Source organism: Staphylococcus sp. MI 10-1553, from assembly GCF_010365305.1.
Classification (GTDB): domain Bacteria; phylum Bacillota; class Bacilli; order Staphylococcales; family Staphylococcaceae; genus Staphylococcus.
Genome location: NZ_CP048279.1, coordinates 2,255,783 through 2,270,647, shown reverse-complemented (window position 1 = coordinate 2,270,647; position 14,865 = coordinate 2,255,783). Strand labels below are relative to the sequence as shown.

Here is a 14,865-nt window from a genome sequence, read left to right as displayed (position 1 = left end):
CGATTATTCCCGCAGCAGGTTTAGGGACACGTTTTTTACCTGCAACTAAAGCGATGCCGAAAGAAATGTTACCGATATTAGATAAGCCAACATTCAATATATTGTTGAAGAAGCAGTACGTGCTGGCATTGAAGATATTATTATCGTGACAGGGAAACATAAACGTGCGATTGAAGATCATTTTGCTCACCAAGTGGAATTAGAAAATAACTTAGCTGAAAAAGGTAAAGATGCGTTATTGGAAAAAGTGCGTCATTCTACAAATTTAGCGAACATGTTTTATGTACGTCAAAAAGAGCAAAAAGGTATAGGTCATGCAATTTGAACGGCAAGACAATTTATTGGGAATGAGCCTTTTGCCGTGTTATTAGGTGACGACATTGTTGAGTCTGATACACCTGCTATTCAGCAATTGATTGAAGAATACGACCGCACGGGTAAATCTGTCATTGGCGTTCAAGAGGTACCTGAACAAGACACGCACCGCTATGGGATTGTTGATCCAAAATCAAAAGACAATCGTTTATATGAAGTGACAAAATTTGTGGAAAAACCAGCACCATCAAATTTAGCGATTATGGGAAGGTATGTGCTAACACCTGACATTTTTGATTATCTTGAAAATCAAGAAACAGGTGCGGGCGGAGAGATTCAATTAACAGATGCGATTGAGCGTTTGAATCGATCCGAACAAGTTTTTGCTTATGATTTTGAAGGGGAACGTTTTGATGTCGGTGAAAAAATTGGCTTTGTCAAAACGACGATTCAGTACGCTTTGAAAGATGCGGAAATGTCAGAAGAAATTCGTCAGTTTATCCAAACTTTGAAGTAGAACATCTATATTACAGTGTAAATGATACAATAAATGAGAGGATGTGAACGATGTTATCGAATTGATACCGTTGTTCACGTTCTCTTTTTATTTTTTCAATTGTTACAATTTAGCCATTTATCGCTTTATTTATATATTAAACTGCTCATTTGTCAATAGCGGTTTGAAAATGTTGTTTTTTAGCGGTTTAAGAATGACGTATGTTTAAACTTTTTTCACTTTTATAGTCTTTAAGTCGGTAGGAATCCCCTGTAATTTTAAATATTTTTGAATGATGAATGAGTCTATCAATAATAGCTGCTGACACTATCTTGTTACTAAATGCCCCCCCAACTAGAAAAGGGGATATTCGTCGTTATGATTGTGGATTTCATATCTGAGTGACATCAATTAATAGAAGAGATCTGCCTGTTCTTTTGAGATGGGGGTATAGCCTATCTCATCAATGATAAGCAGTTCGATTCTGCTTAATTGTTTTAAAGTTTTATTGATTATTCCTTTCTTCTCTGATGTGGTAATGTGTACTGATTCGCATTTGCTTCTATTTTTGTGCCATCAATATAAATGACGTCCTCTGTAATGAGTTTATCTTCTAATTCTAATCATTGTGCTCTTAAACCGAAAAATAAAATATGTGGAAATTCCATCATGTGGGGATTCACTCTAAAGCGATTGATGGTTCTATAAGTTGGCGTTTGACCTTGCGCAAGCCACATCATTCGACAACTATCTTTTAACAGATGCTCGATTCTTCGTCCTGAAAAACAGAATGGGCATCACTATACAGTATGATTTTTAACATCATTTTTGAATGGTATGATGAAGGACCTCTTTGGCTATAATATGGATTAAAAGCTTCTTGGGGAATAGATTCTACCAGCTTGTTGATAATGAATACGACATCTCAGTTTCTATTGGAAGTGTGAGTTGAAACATGTAATAATTTTTATACATATAAAGTTCCTCCGTATTTATGTTTGTGGTTATTCAATATTATACGCGAGGACTTTATTTTTTTTGAAATAATATATAAAAAAGAATCGATTAAGTAAATGATTTCTTACTTAGTCGATTCTTTATTTGAGCCGGGATTTATGTCCCAGCCCCGAAAGTAAACGATAGCGCATTAATATAGTTAAATAATCAATGAATTAATTTGTCTTTTATGTGTCCAAAATGAGGGGTTCAGTTTATTTAATATAGAGCCCTATTTTAAAGCTTCAAGAAGAGGCTATGACTTATTGCGACACAGTGGAAATTTATCGAAAAAACGACTTTCTATTAGTCATATATTAATCGTTTTTAAAATTTATCATTTTTAATATTGTATTTTATTGTTTAAAGTGGTAAACTTGTGAAAATATGCACTACAGGAGGTACATATGTCAAATTTCTCAATAAGGCGACAACAAATAAGGTATCAAGATTTTATATTATTTCCACTTTTTGTTTTGCTTCAATATTTTTCTCCTTTATTTGCTGAACAATACTTACCTTTTATATTGAAAAAGGTATTAAAGTATCATGTAACACCTGAGGTACAAACACTACTCTTTAATACTGTTATGTTGATATCCCAACTTGTTATCGTTCTTCTTTTCATTTTTTTAACAAGAGACTTTATTTTTAATCATTTCCAATATAGATGGATAGAATTGCGCCATTACATAAAGAAAATCATTATTGTCTACATACTTTGGAGTAGCTTTATTTGGATATATCAAAAAGCTGTACCACTCGCAATATTAGATATTCAAAACTATAATTTCATATTGAGCTTATTAACGATTGGCGTATTCACACCCATTGTCGAAGAAATACTCTTTCGTCATTTGCTTATTGGCGAATTAGGAAAAAAATGGGGTTACCTAACAATGTCAATTGTATCTGTCTTTTTATTTGGCATTGCACATTTTTTACATTTTCAATCTATCTGGACATTCTTACCTTTTATTTTAGGAGGTATTACACTCACTTATGTATATTTAACATCAAATCGCAATCTTTTAGTTTCAATCACACTACACATTCTCATTAATGCAGTATCACACATTTTAAATTCAATTTAACAAGGGTCTAGACATAAAGTAAAAAATATGTAGAGATCGGAGACATGTTTTAAAAATTATTTTACTGATGCAAACTGAAAAATTATATTACTTTTTGTCTTGTTTCGAAGATGTCATTGGAGACTTCGCATTAATCATAATTGATGGCGTGAAAGCACGATAAACTCTTTAAATACATGTTTTTGTAATGTTAGTGGCGAATAGATTATCCGTTGTTTTTAAAAGTGAATAAGATGTGATAACATACGCAAAGGTATTATGGGTATACAATTAATAATCTGTTACTTTTTGTTGGGAGTTAACTTGCAATTTAAATGTGCATCATAGACAATAAAGTTAATATGATTTAAAAATTTTTCGATTTTAAGATGATTTTAAAGGTAGGAAGTTCAACTATAAAACACTGTATGCCGAAGCTATCATCATTTTTTGATGAATGCTTAAATAACTGGGTTAGTGGCTTGTTGGCTTTTACTGAAAATTAGAGGGGGAACTGATTAATGATCATTGCGATCATTCTATTAATTTTTGTATCTTGCTTCTTTTCAGGAAGTGAAACTGCGCTCACTGCAGCAAACAGGGTCAAACTCAAATCTGAAGCGGACCATAACAATAAAAAATCTGCAAACTTATTGAAGCTTTTAGATAAACCGAGTGCGTTTATTACGACCATATTGATTGGTAATAATATCGCGAATATTTTATTACCGACGTTGGTGACGATATTGGCGGTTGATCTAGGGTTAAACGTTGGGATTGCTTCGGCGATCTTAACTGTAGTGATTATTGTTTTTGCGGAAGTGATTCCAAAATCTGTAGCTGCAACATTTCCAGATCCGATTGCGCGACTTGTCTTTCCAGTTATTCGCTTTTTTGTCATTATATTAAAGCCAATTACCATGATTTTAAATGCAATAACAGATGGGATTAATCGTTTATTATCTCGCGGTCAAGAGAATCAAGGTGTGTCTAAAGAAGAAGTGCGTACAATGGTTTCTATTGCGGGAACTGAGGGTGCCTTTAATGAGATGGAGCGTAATCGTATCCAAGGTGTGATGAACTTTGACCGTTTGAAAGTGAACGATATTAACAATACGCCACGTGTGAATGTAACATCATTATCTGTAGAAAATGATTATGATGAAGTATATGATATTGTCACTAATCATCCATATACGCGTTATCCGGTTTATGAAGGCGACATTGACCATGTAGTTGGTGTATTTCATTCAAAATATTTACTTGTATGGAGTAAAACGCCTGAAAAATCAGTTTTAGATTTCTGTTCAGAGCCACTTTTTGTTTATGAGCATAATCGTGCAGAATGGGTACTCAGAAAAATGACCATTACGAGAAAACATTTGGCGATTGTGTTGGATGAATATGGAGGCACAGATGCAATTGTCACGCATGAAGATTTGATTGAAGAAATGTTAGGTATGGAAATTGAAGACGAAATGGATCGTGAAGAGAACGATAAGTTGAATCAAGTTCGCTAGTACGATAAACGATTACCATCACTATTCTCAAATCAAGGGGGAGATTTTAATGTGGTATCAAACAGAATTTACACGGCGACTTCGTTTAAAATATCCAATCATACAAGCGGGAATGGCGGGTTCAACGACACCAGAGCTTGTGGCAGAAGTCTCACGAAATGGGGGATTGGGTACGATAGGCGCAGGTTATTTGTCTCATGATGATTTAGCCGCTTCTATTAAACAAGTTAAAGCGCTGACGTCAAAAACATTCGCAGTTAATCTATTTGTTCCTGAAACCTTTTCATACAACCGAAGAAGCTGTTGAACGTATGAATACTTTTTTAAAGCCCTATCAACAAAGTTTAAATTTACCACCTGCCATAATTGGCGAACATAGTGAAGCGGAATTTGAAGTAATGATTGATATCATTATAGCGTTGCAAGTTCCTGTATGTAGCTTTACTTTTGGTATGCCATCAAAAGCGATGATACAGCGACTGAAAAAGGCAAATATCATTTTAATTGGCAGTGCAACGACAGTTGAAGAGGCCATTGCTGTGGAAGAAGCGGGACTTGATTTTGTAGTAGCACAAGGAAGCGAAGCAGGTGGTCATCGCGGTACCTTTAAAAAAGAAGCCATACAGTCAATGATTGGTACAATGGCGTTAGTTCCTCAAGTTGTTGATTATGTTTCTATTCCGGTCATTGCAGCAGGTGGTATTATGGATGGACGAGGTTGGATAGCGAGTCTCGCGTTAGGTGCAGATGCTGTTCAAATGGGGACAGCTTTCTTAACAATAAAAGAGAGCCATGCCAAGTCAATTCATAAGCGCATGATTTTTGAGAGCGACGAAACAAATACCACTGTCACAAAAGTTTTAAGTGGTAAGGCTGCAAGAGGAATTAAAAATAAAATTATAGAGGATTTGGAACAAGGTGAAGTAGACGTATTACCTTATCCGATACAAAATGATTTAACAAAACAAATTCGAGCCACTGCGGCGAAAAGTGGCCAATCAGAGTGGATGCATGTCTGGAGTGGTCAAGGTGTTCGCTTAGCAAAAGATGTCGATGTGAATACACTTTTCAAACAATTATTAAAACAAGCCCAACAACAAATTGACAAGTTCAACTTGTAATGGGCTTGTTTCTTTATCTATGAGGCACGATGAGAGAGCCATTCTAATAACATATTTTGATGTGTCGCTGTTGGATTAATACAGTCTAGATGATCTAAATAAGGCAATGCATAAAGTGTCATGTAATGCCCGTTTTTATAATTTTCTTGTACATAAGATAATGTCGTGTCTATATGCACAGAAGTATCATTAAATCCGTGAATGATTAATGTTTCCACATCAATCGGCATTTGAGTCAGCGGTGAGGCTTCTCGTAGTGTATGTGTGTCAGAAGTATTAAAATATTCAGCTACAGCATCTTGACCTAAATGTTGATGCAAGGTGTAAAGGATATCGGTGACAGGGGCAAGTGCGACGATTTGATTGAATAAATCAGCTTGAAGGAGCGCAAGTTGTCCGCCAACAGAATGGCCTATACCAATGACTTGGGTTGGTACGTAGTTTGAATCTTTAAAATGTGAGACAGCTTGTGCAACATCTTCAGTTGGATAAGGCCAAGGGTGCTCTGAGCCACGACGGTATTCGATATTGACGACTGAATAGCCTGCATCAATAAAAAAGTCGATATAAGGATCCATCATTGATTTGCTATATTTTTGGCGCCAATATCCCCCGTGAATAAGCACAATCCATGCATTGAATTGAGCCTGTTGGTTTTCGTAGACATCATAGTGTTGATCTTCATGTGTGCCATATTTGATTTGTTCAACCATGATTGAAGCTCCTTTATTGTGAGATTATTTTCTTCACTTATACCCTGCTTTAATATTAGTCAACCGTAAAGGTAGCTATGAGGCACGTTAATAACTCAGTTTTAGAAGAAGATATGAGGACGCAAGTGATTAAAAGGCAAGTCCCAATGTTGATATGATAAAATAAATACGGTGATAAAAATGATAGAAATTGGTCTAACAGGGTGGGGCGATCATGACACCCTGTACGAAGATTTACAAAGAAAATCAGATAAATTAAAAACGTATGCAAGTCATTTTCCAGTTGTTGAATTAGATGCTTCATATTATGCCATTCAGCCTGAACATAATATTTTAAAATGGATTAGAGAGACGCCTGAACGGTTTAAGTTTGTTGTGAAAATCCATCAAGCATTAACACTTCATGCTGATTATCATGATTTTGCGGATTCGATTGCGCAATTGTTCAACGATTTTCGATTAATGATTGAACCGTTTGTTGAAGCACAAAAACTCGCGATGGTGTTAGTCCAATTTCCACCGTGGTTTGATTGCTCTACGAAGAACATTCAATATATTCGTTATGTACGCGAGCAGTTGAAGCAGTTGCCTGTATGTATAGAATTTCGACATCAGTCTTGGTTTAAAGGCGACATGAAAGAGCATACGCTTGCCTTTTTAACAGAACATCAATTTATCCATTCGGTGTGTGATGAGCCTCAAGTGGGTGAGGGCAGTATTCCTTTTGTGAATCGAATGACGCATCAAACGGGATTAGTTCGATTTCATGGGCGGAATCAATACGGATGGACTAAAAAAGATATGTCTGACCAAGAATGGCGAAATGTACGCTATCTTTATGATTATTCTGAAGCGGAACTTCAACAATTAGCTGACAAAATCAAGTTATTAGATCATAAAGCAGAGCAAGTCTATGTTGTTTTTAATAATAATTCAGGTGGACACGCCGCAAATAATGCAAAATACTTTCAGAAATTATTAGGGATAGACTACGAAGGGCTTGCCCCGCAACAGCTTAAATTATTTTAAAGGGAGGTTATATTTTGAGTATGATTATTCTCATATTAGTTGGTTTTCTCTCTGCTATTATCGGCTCACTCGTTGGCATCGGTGGCGGCATTATCATTGTACCGACATTAATTTATTTTGGTGTCACGTTAAATATTTTAGGGGGCATTACACCTCAAACGGCAATTGGTACATCGTCCATTATTTTAATTGCGACAGGGTTGTCCTCAACGGTAGGCTATTTAAAACAAAAGCAAGTGGATGTGAAAAATGGGATTATATTCACGATTGGTATCATTCCAGGGGCGTTGATTGGTGCTTACTTAAGCCAGTATTTAACGCTGCATTCTTTTAATTTATATTTTGGGATGTTTTTGATCATCGTCTCTGTATTATTAATGGTGCGTCATCGTATCCCACCGATTAAAGCATTCCAACAAGAACGTTATATGAAGTCATTTACAGATGCACACGGTGAACATTATCGCTATGGTGTGGTTCCATCTATTGCGATTATCGCGTCATTTGTCATTGGTTTAACAGCAGGCTTATTTGGCATCGGCGGCGGTGCACTGATGACCCCATTAATGTTGCTTGTGTTTCGTTTCCCACCCCACGTCGCAGTAGGGACAAGCATGATGATGATTTTCTTCTCAAGTGTGACGGGTTCAATCGGCCATATTATGTTAGGTCATGTGTTATGGGGCTACAGTTTAATTTTGATTATTTCAAGTTGGGTCGGTGCACAATTAGGTGTGAGATTAAATAAAACAATTAAATCCGACACCGTAGTCTTAATTTTACGATTAGTCATGTTAGGATTAGGGATTTATCTCATTTTACAATCATTCTTTAACTAAAAAGTGAGGCGAGATTATGCGTTTAACAATTTATCATACAAATGATATTCACAGTCATTTACATGCTTATTCACGTATCACAGCATATTTAACAAAGGCACGTGCACAATTAACGCACCCTTCTCGTTATGTCGATATAGGCGATCATGTCGATTTATCCTTACCTGTAACAGAAGGAACGTTAGGTAAGCGCAATATAGAACTCCTGAATGAAGCGGGATGTGATGTAGCGACAATTGGGAACAATGAAGGCATGACGATTTCACATGAAGCGCTGAATGCATTGTACGATGAGGCACAGTTTAAAGTGACATGTACTAATGTATTAGATGAATCAGGCCAATTACCACACAACTTTTTAACTTCTTATATTGAACGAATCGAAGGCGTGCGTGTGATGTATGTCGCAGCAACAGCGCCGTTCACGCCATTTTATCGTGCGCTAGATTGGGTGGTGACTGATCCGCTTGATGCGATACGACAAGAAATCGCCGCGCATGAAGGTGAATATGATGTTTTGATTGTATTGAGCCATGTCGGTATCTTTTTTGATGAGAAACTTTGTGAAACGATACCAGAAATTGACGTCATCTTTGGTGCCCATACGCATCATTATTTTGAAGACGGCGAGATCGAAAATGGTGTATTAATGGCGGCAGCAGGAAAGTATGGTCAATATTTAGGAGAAGTGACGTTAGAGATAGAAAACGGCAAAGTCATTGAGAAAACTGCGATGTTACATCCACTCGAACAATTACCTGAAGTTGAGACGAATTTTGAAGCGGAAGGGAAAGCGCTCCTCAACGCACCAGTCGTGGATACACCGATTACTTTGCAACGTGCGATGAATCATATTACAGAAACGAGTTATTTGTTAGCTGAAAGTGTACACGAATTTACCGAAGCAGACTGTACAATTATCAATGCGGGACTGATTGTAAAAGGTTACACGGCACAACGATTAACCGAGTATGATATCCATCAAATGTTGCCACATCCGATTAATGTCGTACGCATTCGATTAACAGGGGCTGAATTAAAAGAAGTCTTATTGAAAGCCCGTGCTCAAGAATATATGTACGATTACGCACAAGGTCTAGGTTTTCGTGGGGATATATTTGGTGGTTATATTTTATATCATGCGGGCTACATTGAATCAAGTGAACGTTACTTTGTGAATGGCAAAGAGATTGATGATGAGGTGACTTATATTTTAGGAACGGTAGATATGTACACGTTTGGACGCTATTTTCCAACATTAAAAGGCGGTCACATTCAATATTTAATGCCCGAATTTTTGAGGGACATATTTAAAGAAAAGTTGTTAACGATTTCTTTTGCATGAACAGGAGATTTTAATTTCTTGTAAAGTTCGTTATAATATAGTAAGACCTATAAATTATGGGAGGTTTTCCGCTGTTATGGCTACAAAAAATGAAGAAATTTTACGCAAACCAGATTGGCTTAAAATAAAGTTAAACACAAACGAGAACTACACAGGGTTAAAGAAAATGATGCGCGAAAAGGGGCTACATACTGTATGTGAGGAAGCAAAATGTCCAAACATCCACGAGTGCTGGGGTGAGCGTCGTACGGCTACATTTATGATTTTGGGTGATGTTTGTACACGTGCATGTCGTTTCTGCGCAGTTAAAACAGGTTTACCAAATGAGTTGGACTTAGGTGAGCCAGAACGTGTCGCTGATTCAGTCAAACAAATGAACTTGAAACACGTCGTCATCACTGCAGTAGCGCGTGATGACTTGAAAGATGCGGGTTCAAATGTTTACGCTGAAACAGTACGTAAAGTTCGTGAGCTGAACCCATTCACAACAATTGAAATTTTACCTTCTGACATGGGTGGCGACTATGAAGCGTTAGAAACATTAATGGCTGCACGTCCAGACATTTTAAACCACAACATCGAAACAGTACGTCGCTTAACACCAAGAGTGCGTGCGCGTGCCACTTACGATCGTACATTAGAATTTTTACGTCGTTCTAAAGAATTGCAACCAGACATCCCGACAAAATCAAGTATTATGGTGGGATTAGGCGAAACAATTGAAGAACTTCACGAAACGATGGATGATTTACGTGCGAACGGTGTAGATATTTTAACAATCGGTCAATATTTACAACCTTCTCGTAAACATTTAAAAGTTCAAAAATACTACACACCATTAGAATTTGGTAAATTGCGTAAAGTTGCGATGGAAAAAGGCTTCAAACATTGTCAAGCGGGTCCATTAGTGCGTAGTTCTTACCATGCAGATGAACAAGTAAATGAAGCAGCAAAAGCGAAACATCGACTTGGTGAAGAACAACTTAAATTATAAGAACCAGGTGATGAACGTATGATTAAAGTAGGAAACCATTATTTTGAATTATTAACGTCATATAAAGATGGATTCAATGAAGATGATTTTATTGCGAGATATTCTGAAATTCTAGATAAATATGACTTTGTCGTTGGGGATTATGGTTACGATCAATTGAGATTAAAGGGCTTTTATCATGATTCCTATAAAAAAGCAGATTTTAACAAACGCTTTTCAACGATACAAGATTATCTCTATGAATATTGTAATTTTGGATGTGCCTACTTTGTCGTACGTCGACTTTCAAAAGCAGAAGTCGAACAACAATTAGGACATGATGCGCCTATTGATGCAACAGATAAATTGAAGGATGTCAAAATACAACCGACAATACAAGATTAAATCAATTGAATGATAAATGAGCAGCGTGTGCATAGTAAAGTTTAGATAACTTCATTGTGTGCATGCTGTTTTTAATTGGGATTTTAATCATTGAGTGTTAAAGTGAATTCTGAAGCAAGAAAGTATGGCATAAGAGAGAAGTGTTGAAGTCATAAGGAATGATATATTTTTAAACATAACAAGTAGGGCGTCATTAATTTATGCTCTGGAAAACCGACAAATAGCGTTACAGAAGCATGATTTTTTCGTTTTTCCTTATTTTAGTTGGTCGAAAAATTGATAGAAATGGTTGATATCATCTAAGGTTTGATTATATTTCGTACTATCATCACAAATATAATCACCTTTTGTGGTGTGCCATTATCTTTCCTGTTCCAAGATTGCCCAACACCGTGCAAGACTCCCGAGGGATAAAGTTGAAAACCAAATAATATCTTTTAATTTTGATAGTGGCTACTGCTTAGCGCAGTAGCTGTCTGACTTCTCAATGCTTGTGCTTTTGAGAAGTCTAGTCAGCCTTGCGAGGGCAGTCCCTGGGAAAGCACAGTACGGTTCGGCAATCGGATGAACCAAGGAAAAGTAAGTATTCGTAATGCTTATCAACCCTCTACTGAATCACTTCATGCAAATAAGCCGTAATCTCATCGCCTTCTGTTTCACTCACACCTAAAATATAAGCAATATAACCTTCTTCCTCTAAATCATCCGTCCCAATAATCCCAAACTTATTCGTCTGCGTATTCAACACTAACGTCTTACCATAATGACGATCCGTTTGAATCAACACTAAATCATAACGGCTATGTTCACCAACAAAGCCAACAAAACGAATTTGAGAAGGTTCGATATCATCATATAAAAACATATCTATCATGTGTGTAACTCCTTTAAAATCATGTTAAGGCAAGTATAGCGATAAATGAAGTTGCTTGCAAAATTATGATATGATAGAGAGGAATAGGGGTGACCATAAAGTGTATTTTGTTGATAAAACGCAATTAGAAACGAAATTAAAATATTTAAAACAACTTACTGAAGATTATGAGGCGGTAAAATCGAATCATTACGCATTTGAACGTGTCGCGCAAATGTTGATTGAGTCCTCAGTCGATATCGGCAACATGATTATCGATGCCTTTATTTTGAGAGACCCAGGCAATTATAAAGATGTGATTGATATTTTAGAACTCGAGGGTGCTATTTCTAAAGAGACCCAGCACGCTTTACACAACACGATTGATGTGCGTCGTCAGTTCGTGCACTATTACGATACATTAGACCCAGCGCAGTTAATCCCATTATTTGATCAAACAGTCCCATTTTATGAGCAGTTTATTGAAGAAGTTTTACAGTTTTTAGAAAATGAAAATGTCCCTGTAACAGCATTTGGAAAAGGAGCGCAATAAGCAATGAAAGCATATAAAGGCTATTTAATCGACTTGGATGGAACGATGTATAAAGGTAATCAAAAAATTGAGGGTGCATCTGAATTTATTGATTACTTAAATGAAAATCAAATTCCACATTTATACGTCACGAATAATTCGACGAAAGCACCCGTCGATGTAGTGGAAAAATTAACGACGATGGCCATTGACGCAAAACCACAAGAAGTCATTACGTCAGCTATGGCAACAGCAGATTATATTGATAGCGAAAAGCCAGGTGCCACAGTATTTATGATTGGGGGCTCTGGATTGGCGACAGCATTAGAAGAGGCGGGCTTACAACTTAAAAATGATATCGATGTCGATTACGTCGTTGTAGGATTGGACGAAGCGATTACTTATGAAAAATTAACGACAGCAACGTTAGCAGTTCAAAACGGTGCCACATTTATTTCTACAAATCCGGACCCATCGATTCCTAAAGAACAAGGCTTTTTACCAGGCAACGGTTCTTTAACAAGCGTCGTCACTGTGTCATCGAAGCAACAGCCGATTTTTATTGGTAAACCTGAAACACCAATTATGGAAAAGTCGTTAGAAGTGTTGCAATTGAATAAGGATGAAGTGGCGATGATTGGTGATTTGTATGATACGGATATTATGGCAGGTATTAACTTTGGCATCGATACGATTCATGTTCAAACAGGTGTGACGTCGAAAGAAGAAGTAATGCAACGTGATGTACCACCAACTTATAGTGTGAAAGATTTGAATGAGTTACGTGAACAATTAATCAAAGGCGAGTGATGAGAGATGGAAAAAATTTTAGTAACACGACGTATTCCACAAAAATTTGTAGAACGTCTTGAAACTTTAGGCGAAGTTGAAATGTGGGATCATGAACTAACACCTATGCCACGCGAGAAATTTTTAGCAGCAGTCCAAGATAAAACAGCGATACTTGTAACGTTGAGTGAAAAAATCGATGCCACTTTGTTTGAAGCGGCACCGAATTTGAAAGTCGTCGCCAATATGGCTGTAGGTTACGACAATATTGATTTACATGCAGCAGCGCAACATGAAGTCGAAATTTCAAACACACCACATGTGCTTACTGAGACAACAGCTGAATTAGGCTTTGCGCTTATGATGGCAACGTCTCGACGTATCGTAGAAGCAGAAAAATATGTACAAGACGGTAAATGGGAAAGTTGGGGCCCTTATTTGTTAGCCGGCAAAGATATTTACCATTCGAAAGTCGGTATTTTTGGAATGGGTGAGATTGGTCGTGCCTTTGTGCGTCGTTTAAAAGGATTCCACGCTGATATTTTATACCACAACCGTTCGCGAAATATTCAAGCTGAACAAGAATTAGGTGCGTTTTACACATCTTTTGATAAATTGATTAAAGAAAGTGATTTTGTCATTTGTACAGCACCGTCTACACCTGAGACGCAAAATAAATTCAATAAAGAAGTATTCCAAAACATGCGCAATGACGCGATTTTCATTAATATCGGTCGTGGTGATTTAGTTGTGGAAGAAGATCTCGTTGAAGCGATTGAAACAGGAGAAATTGCAGGCTGTGGCTTAGATGTCGTACGCGATGAACCGATTCGTACAGATCATCCGTTACTTCAATATCCGAATGTGATTGTCACACCACATATCGGTAGTGCGACTGTACTTACACGCGACCAAATGATTCAAACGTGTTTATTAAATATTAAAGATGTTTTAGAAGGTCAAAAGCCACGCAATCAAGTTAAAGCAGATTAGCATTTCAACATAAAAAAAGAGCCGGGAAACCGAATATCCCAGCTCTTTTATCATCTCATATGAAATACAACATTGAATTCAACATGTTGTTAGAATACTTGTTCGACCTCGACAACACCTGGTACTTCTTCTACTAATGCACGCTCAATACCAGCTTTTAAAGTAATTGTACTACTTGGACATGTCCCACAAGCACCGAGTAATTGAAGTTTTACAATACCATCTTCCACGTCGACAAGTTCACAGTCACCGCCGTCACGTAATAAGAACGGGCGTAATTTCTCAATGACTTCTGCAACTTGATCGTACATTGTAGCATTTTCAGTTGGCATGTGTAATGCCTCCTTTCAAATTTAAATGGTTCATTTTATCCTTATCTTTTTATTATAATAGAATCAGTACAAAAAATCTATCGAATCAGTTAGGGGGATGGCTATGGAAAAGGTAAGCGTAGTTGTTTATGGTGCAGAAGTCGTTTGTGCAAGTTGCGTGAATGCGCCCAGTTCGGAAAACACGTATGATTGGTTGAAAACATTATTACCACGAAAATATCCAAACATCGATTTTGAATATACGTATATTGATATTATGGGGTCACAAGATAATTTGTCGGACCATGATATGCAGTTTATTGGACAAATACAAGAGGATGAATTGTTTTATCCGCTTGTGACGATGAATGATGAATATGTGGCAGATGGTTATGTTCAATTGAAGCCGATTAAACGTTTTATTGAGCACAACTTTGAAGTATCAGCAGAATAGGGGAAGTCTAGATCAATTGCGGTGAGTGTGAATCAGCACTTACCGTTTTTAATGTAAATTAAACTTTTTGTGACTTTATTCATATGTATAGAGTGACCGAAAAATAGT

At 36.9% G+C, this 14,865-nt stretch carries 17 protein-coding genes and 2 pseudogenes; 13 read left to right on the top strand and 6 right to left on the bottom strand.

All coding sequences use genetic code 11. From position 1 onward, the window contains the following. Positions 1-2: 2 nt before the first annotated feature. Positions 3-832: pseudogene (galU, locus tag GZH82_RS10700) on the top strand (UTP--glucose-1-phosphate uridylyltransferase GalU). Between the two features lie 187 nt (positions 833-1,019). On the opposite strand, the gene GZH82_RS14455 reads toward galU, so the two are convergent. The 3 genes from GZH82_RS14455 to GZH82_RS14690 all read right to left on the bottom strand — a co-directional run bounded on the left by GZH82_RS14455 (position 1,020) and on the right by GZH82_RS14690 (position 1,700). Continuing rightward, positions 1,020-1,139, bottom strand: a complete 120-nt coding sequence (locus GZH82_RS14455) for an ATP-binding protein (RefSeq protein ID WP_275401856.1) — start codon at positions 1,137-1,139, stop codon at positions 1,020-1,022. Positions 1,140-1,222: 83 nt separating this feature from the next. After that, the gene (locus GZH82_RS14450) at positions 1,223-1,294 is read right to left on the bottom strand and encodes a hypothetical protein (protein WP_275401882.1); all 72 of its coding nucleotides are present in this window, start codon (positions 1,292-1,294) and stop codon (positions 1,223-1,225) included. A gap of 271 nt (positions 1,295-1,565) precedes the next feature. Next, positions 1,566-1,700 (bottom strand): transposase, encoded by a 135-nt coding sequence (locus GZH82_RS14690; protein WP_473964384.1) that lies wholly within the window; start codon positions 1,698-1,700, stop codon positions 1,566-1,568. Between the two features lie 514 nt (positions 1,701-2,214). Between GZH82_RS14690 and GZH82_RS10685 the strand changes: the two genes are divergently transcribed. The 3 genes and pseudogenes from GZH82_RS10685 to GZH82_RS10675 all read left to right on the top strand — a co-directional run bounded on the left by GZH82_RS10685 (position 2,215) and on the right by GZH82_RS10675 (position 5,521). Beyond that, positions 2,215-2,901, top strand: coding sequence for a CPBP family intramembrane glutamic endopeptidase (locus GZH82_RS10685; protein ID WP_162682463.1), 687 nt, complete (start codon positions 2,215-2,217; stop codon positions 2,899-2,901). Between the two features lie 500 nt (positions 2,902-3,401). Continuing rightward, positions 3,402-4,400, top strand: a complete 999-nt coding sequence (locus tag GZH82_RS10680) for a CNNM domain-containing protein (RefSeq protein ID WP_162682462.1) — start codon at positions 3,402-3,404, stop codon at positions 4,398-4,400. A 49-nt stretch (positions 4,401-4,449) separates the two neighbouring features. Then, positions 4,450-5,521: pseudogene (locus GZH82_RS10675) on the top strand (NAD(P)H-dependent flavin oxidoreductase). A gap of 17 nt (positions 5,522-5,538) precedes the next feature. Here GZH82_RS10675 and GZH82_RS10670 read toward each other — a convergent pair. Further along, a complete protein-coding gene (locus GZH82_RS10670) occupies positions 5,539-6,234 on the bottom strand; it encodes an alpha/beta hydrolase family protein (protein WP_162682461.1) in 696 nt (231 codons plus the stop codon). Positions 6,235-6,414: 180 nt separating this feature from the next. Between GZH82_RS10670 and GZH82_RS10665 the strand changes: the two genes are divergently transcribed. The 5 genes from GZH82_RS10665 (at position 6,415) to GZH82_RS10645 (ending at position 10,825) form a co-directional block, all read left to right on the top strand. Further along, positions 6,415-7,263, top strand: coding sequence for a DUF72 domain-containing protein (locus GZH82_RS10665; protein ID WP_162683049.1), 849 nt, complete (start codon positions 6,415-6,417; stop codon positions 7,261-7,263). 20 nt (positions 7,264-7,283) lie between these two features. Continuing rightward, complete coding sequence (locus tag GZH82_RS10660) at positions 7,284-8,102, top strand: sulfite exporter TauE/SafE family protein (protein ID WP_203232885.1); 819 nt, start codon at positions 7,284-7,286, stop codon at positions 8,100-8,102. Between the two features lie 16 nt (positions 8,103-8,118). Further along, positions 8,119-9,447, top strand: a complete 1,329-nt coding sequence (locus GZH82_RS10655; protein ID WP_162682459.1) for a bifunctional metallophosphatase/5'-nucleotidase — start codon at positions 8,119-8,121, stop codon at positions 9,445-9,447. A 76-nt stretch (positions 9,448-9,523) separates the two neighbouring features. Beyond that, complete coding sequence (gene lipA, locus GZH82_RS10650) at positions 9,524-10,441, top strand: lipoyl synthase (RefSeq protein ID WP_014614435.1); 918 nt, start codon at positions 9,524-9,526, stop codon at positions 10,439-10,441. 18 nt (positions 10,442-10,459) lie between these two features. Further along, positions 10,460-10,825 (top strand): YutD family protein, encoded by a 366-nt coding sequence (locus GZH82_RS10645; RefSeq protein WP_014614434.1) that lies wholly within the window; start codon positions 10,460-10,462, stop codon positions 10,823-10,825. A 607-nt stretch (positions 10,826-11,432) separates the two neighbouring features. On the opposite strand, the gene GZH82_RS10640 is transcribed toward GZH82_RS10645, so the two are convergent. Then, positions 11,433-11,699, bottom strand: coding sequence for a DUF3055 domain-containing protein (locus tag GZH82_RS10640; protein WP_162682458.1), 267 nt, complete (start codon positions 11,697-11,699; stop codon positions 11,433-11,435). 100 nt (positions 11,700-11,799) lie between these two features. Here GZH82_RS10640 and GZH82_RS10635 point away from each other — a divergent pair, with 100 nt between their 5' ends. Genes GZH82_RS10635 through GZH82_RS10625 form a run of 3 tightly spaced genes read left to right on the top strand, consistent with a single transcriptional unit; the run spans position 11,800 to position 13,992 of the window. Continuing rightward, the gene (locus GZH82_RS10635) at positions 11,800-12,231 is read left to right on the top strand and encodes a DUF86 domain-containing protein (protein ID WP_203232807.1); all 432 of its coding nucleotides are present in this window, start codon (positions 11,800-11,802) and stop codon (positions 12,229-12,231) included. Between the two features lie 3 nt (positions 12,232-12,234). Beyond that, entirely contained in the window at positions 12,235-13,020 is a 786-nt protein-coding gene (locus tag GZH82_RS10630) for a TIGR01457 family HAD-type hydrolase (protein ID WP_162682456.1), read from the top strand. 6 nt (positions 13,021-13,026) lie between these two features. Continuing rightward, a complete protein-coding gene (locus GZH82_RS10625) occupies positions 13,027-13,992 on the top strand; it encodes a 2-hydroxyacid dehydrogenase (RefSeq protein WP_162682455.1) in 966 nt (321 codons plus the stop codon). A gap of 89 nt (positions 13,993-14,081) precedes the next feature. Here the strand turns inward: GZH82_RS10625 and GZH82_RS10620 are convergent, their stop codons facing one another. Next, positions 14,082-14,324: a NifU family protein gene (locus GZH82_RS10620; RefSeq protein WP_014614429.1), complete on the bottom strand. Its 243-nt coding sequence runs from the start codon at positions 14,322-14,324 to the stop codon at positions 14,082-14,084. A 103-nt stretch (positions 14,325-14,427) separates the two neighbouring features. Here GZH82_RS10620 and GZH82_RS10615 point away from each other — a divergent pair, with 103 nt between their 5' ends. Continuing rightward, the gene (locus GZH82_RS10615; protein WP_162682454.1) at positions 14,428-14,757 is read left to right on the top strand and encodes a YuzD family protein; all 330 of its coding nucleotides are present in this window, start codon (positions 14,428-14,430) and stop codon (positions 14,755-14,757) included. Positions 14,758-14,865 lie beyond the last annotated feature (108 nt).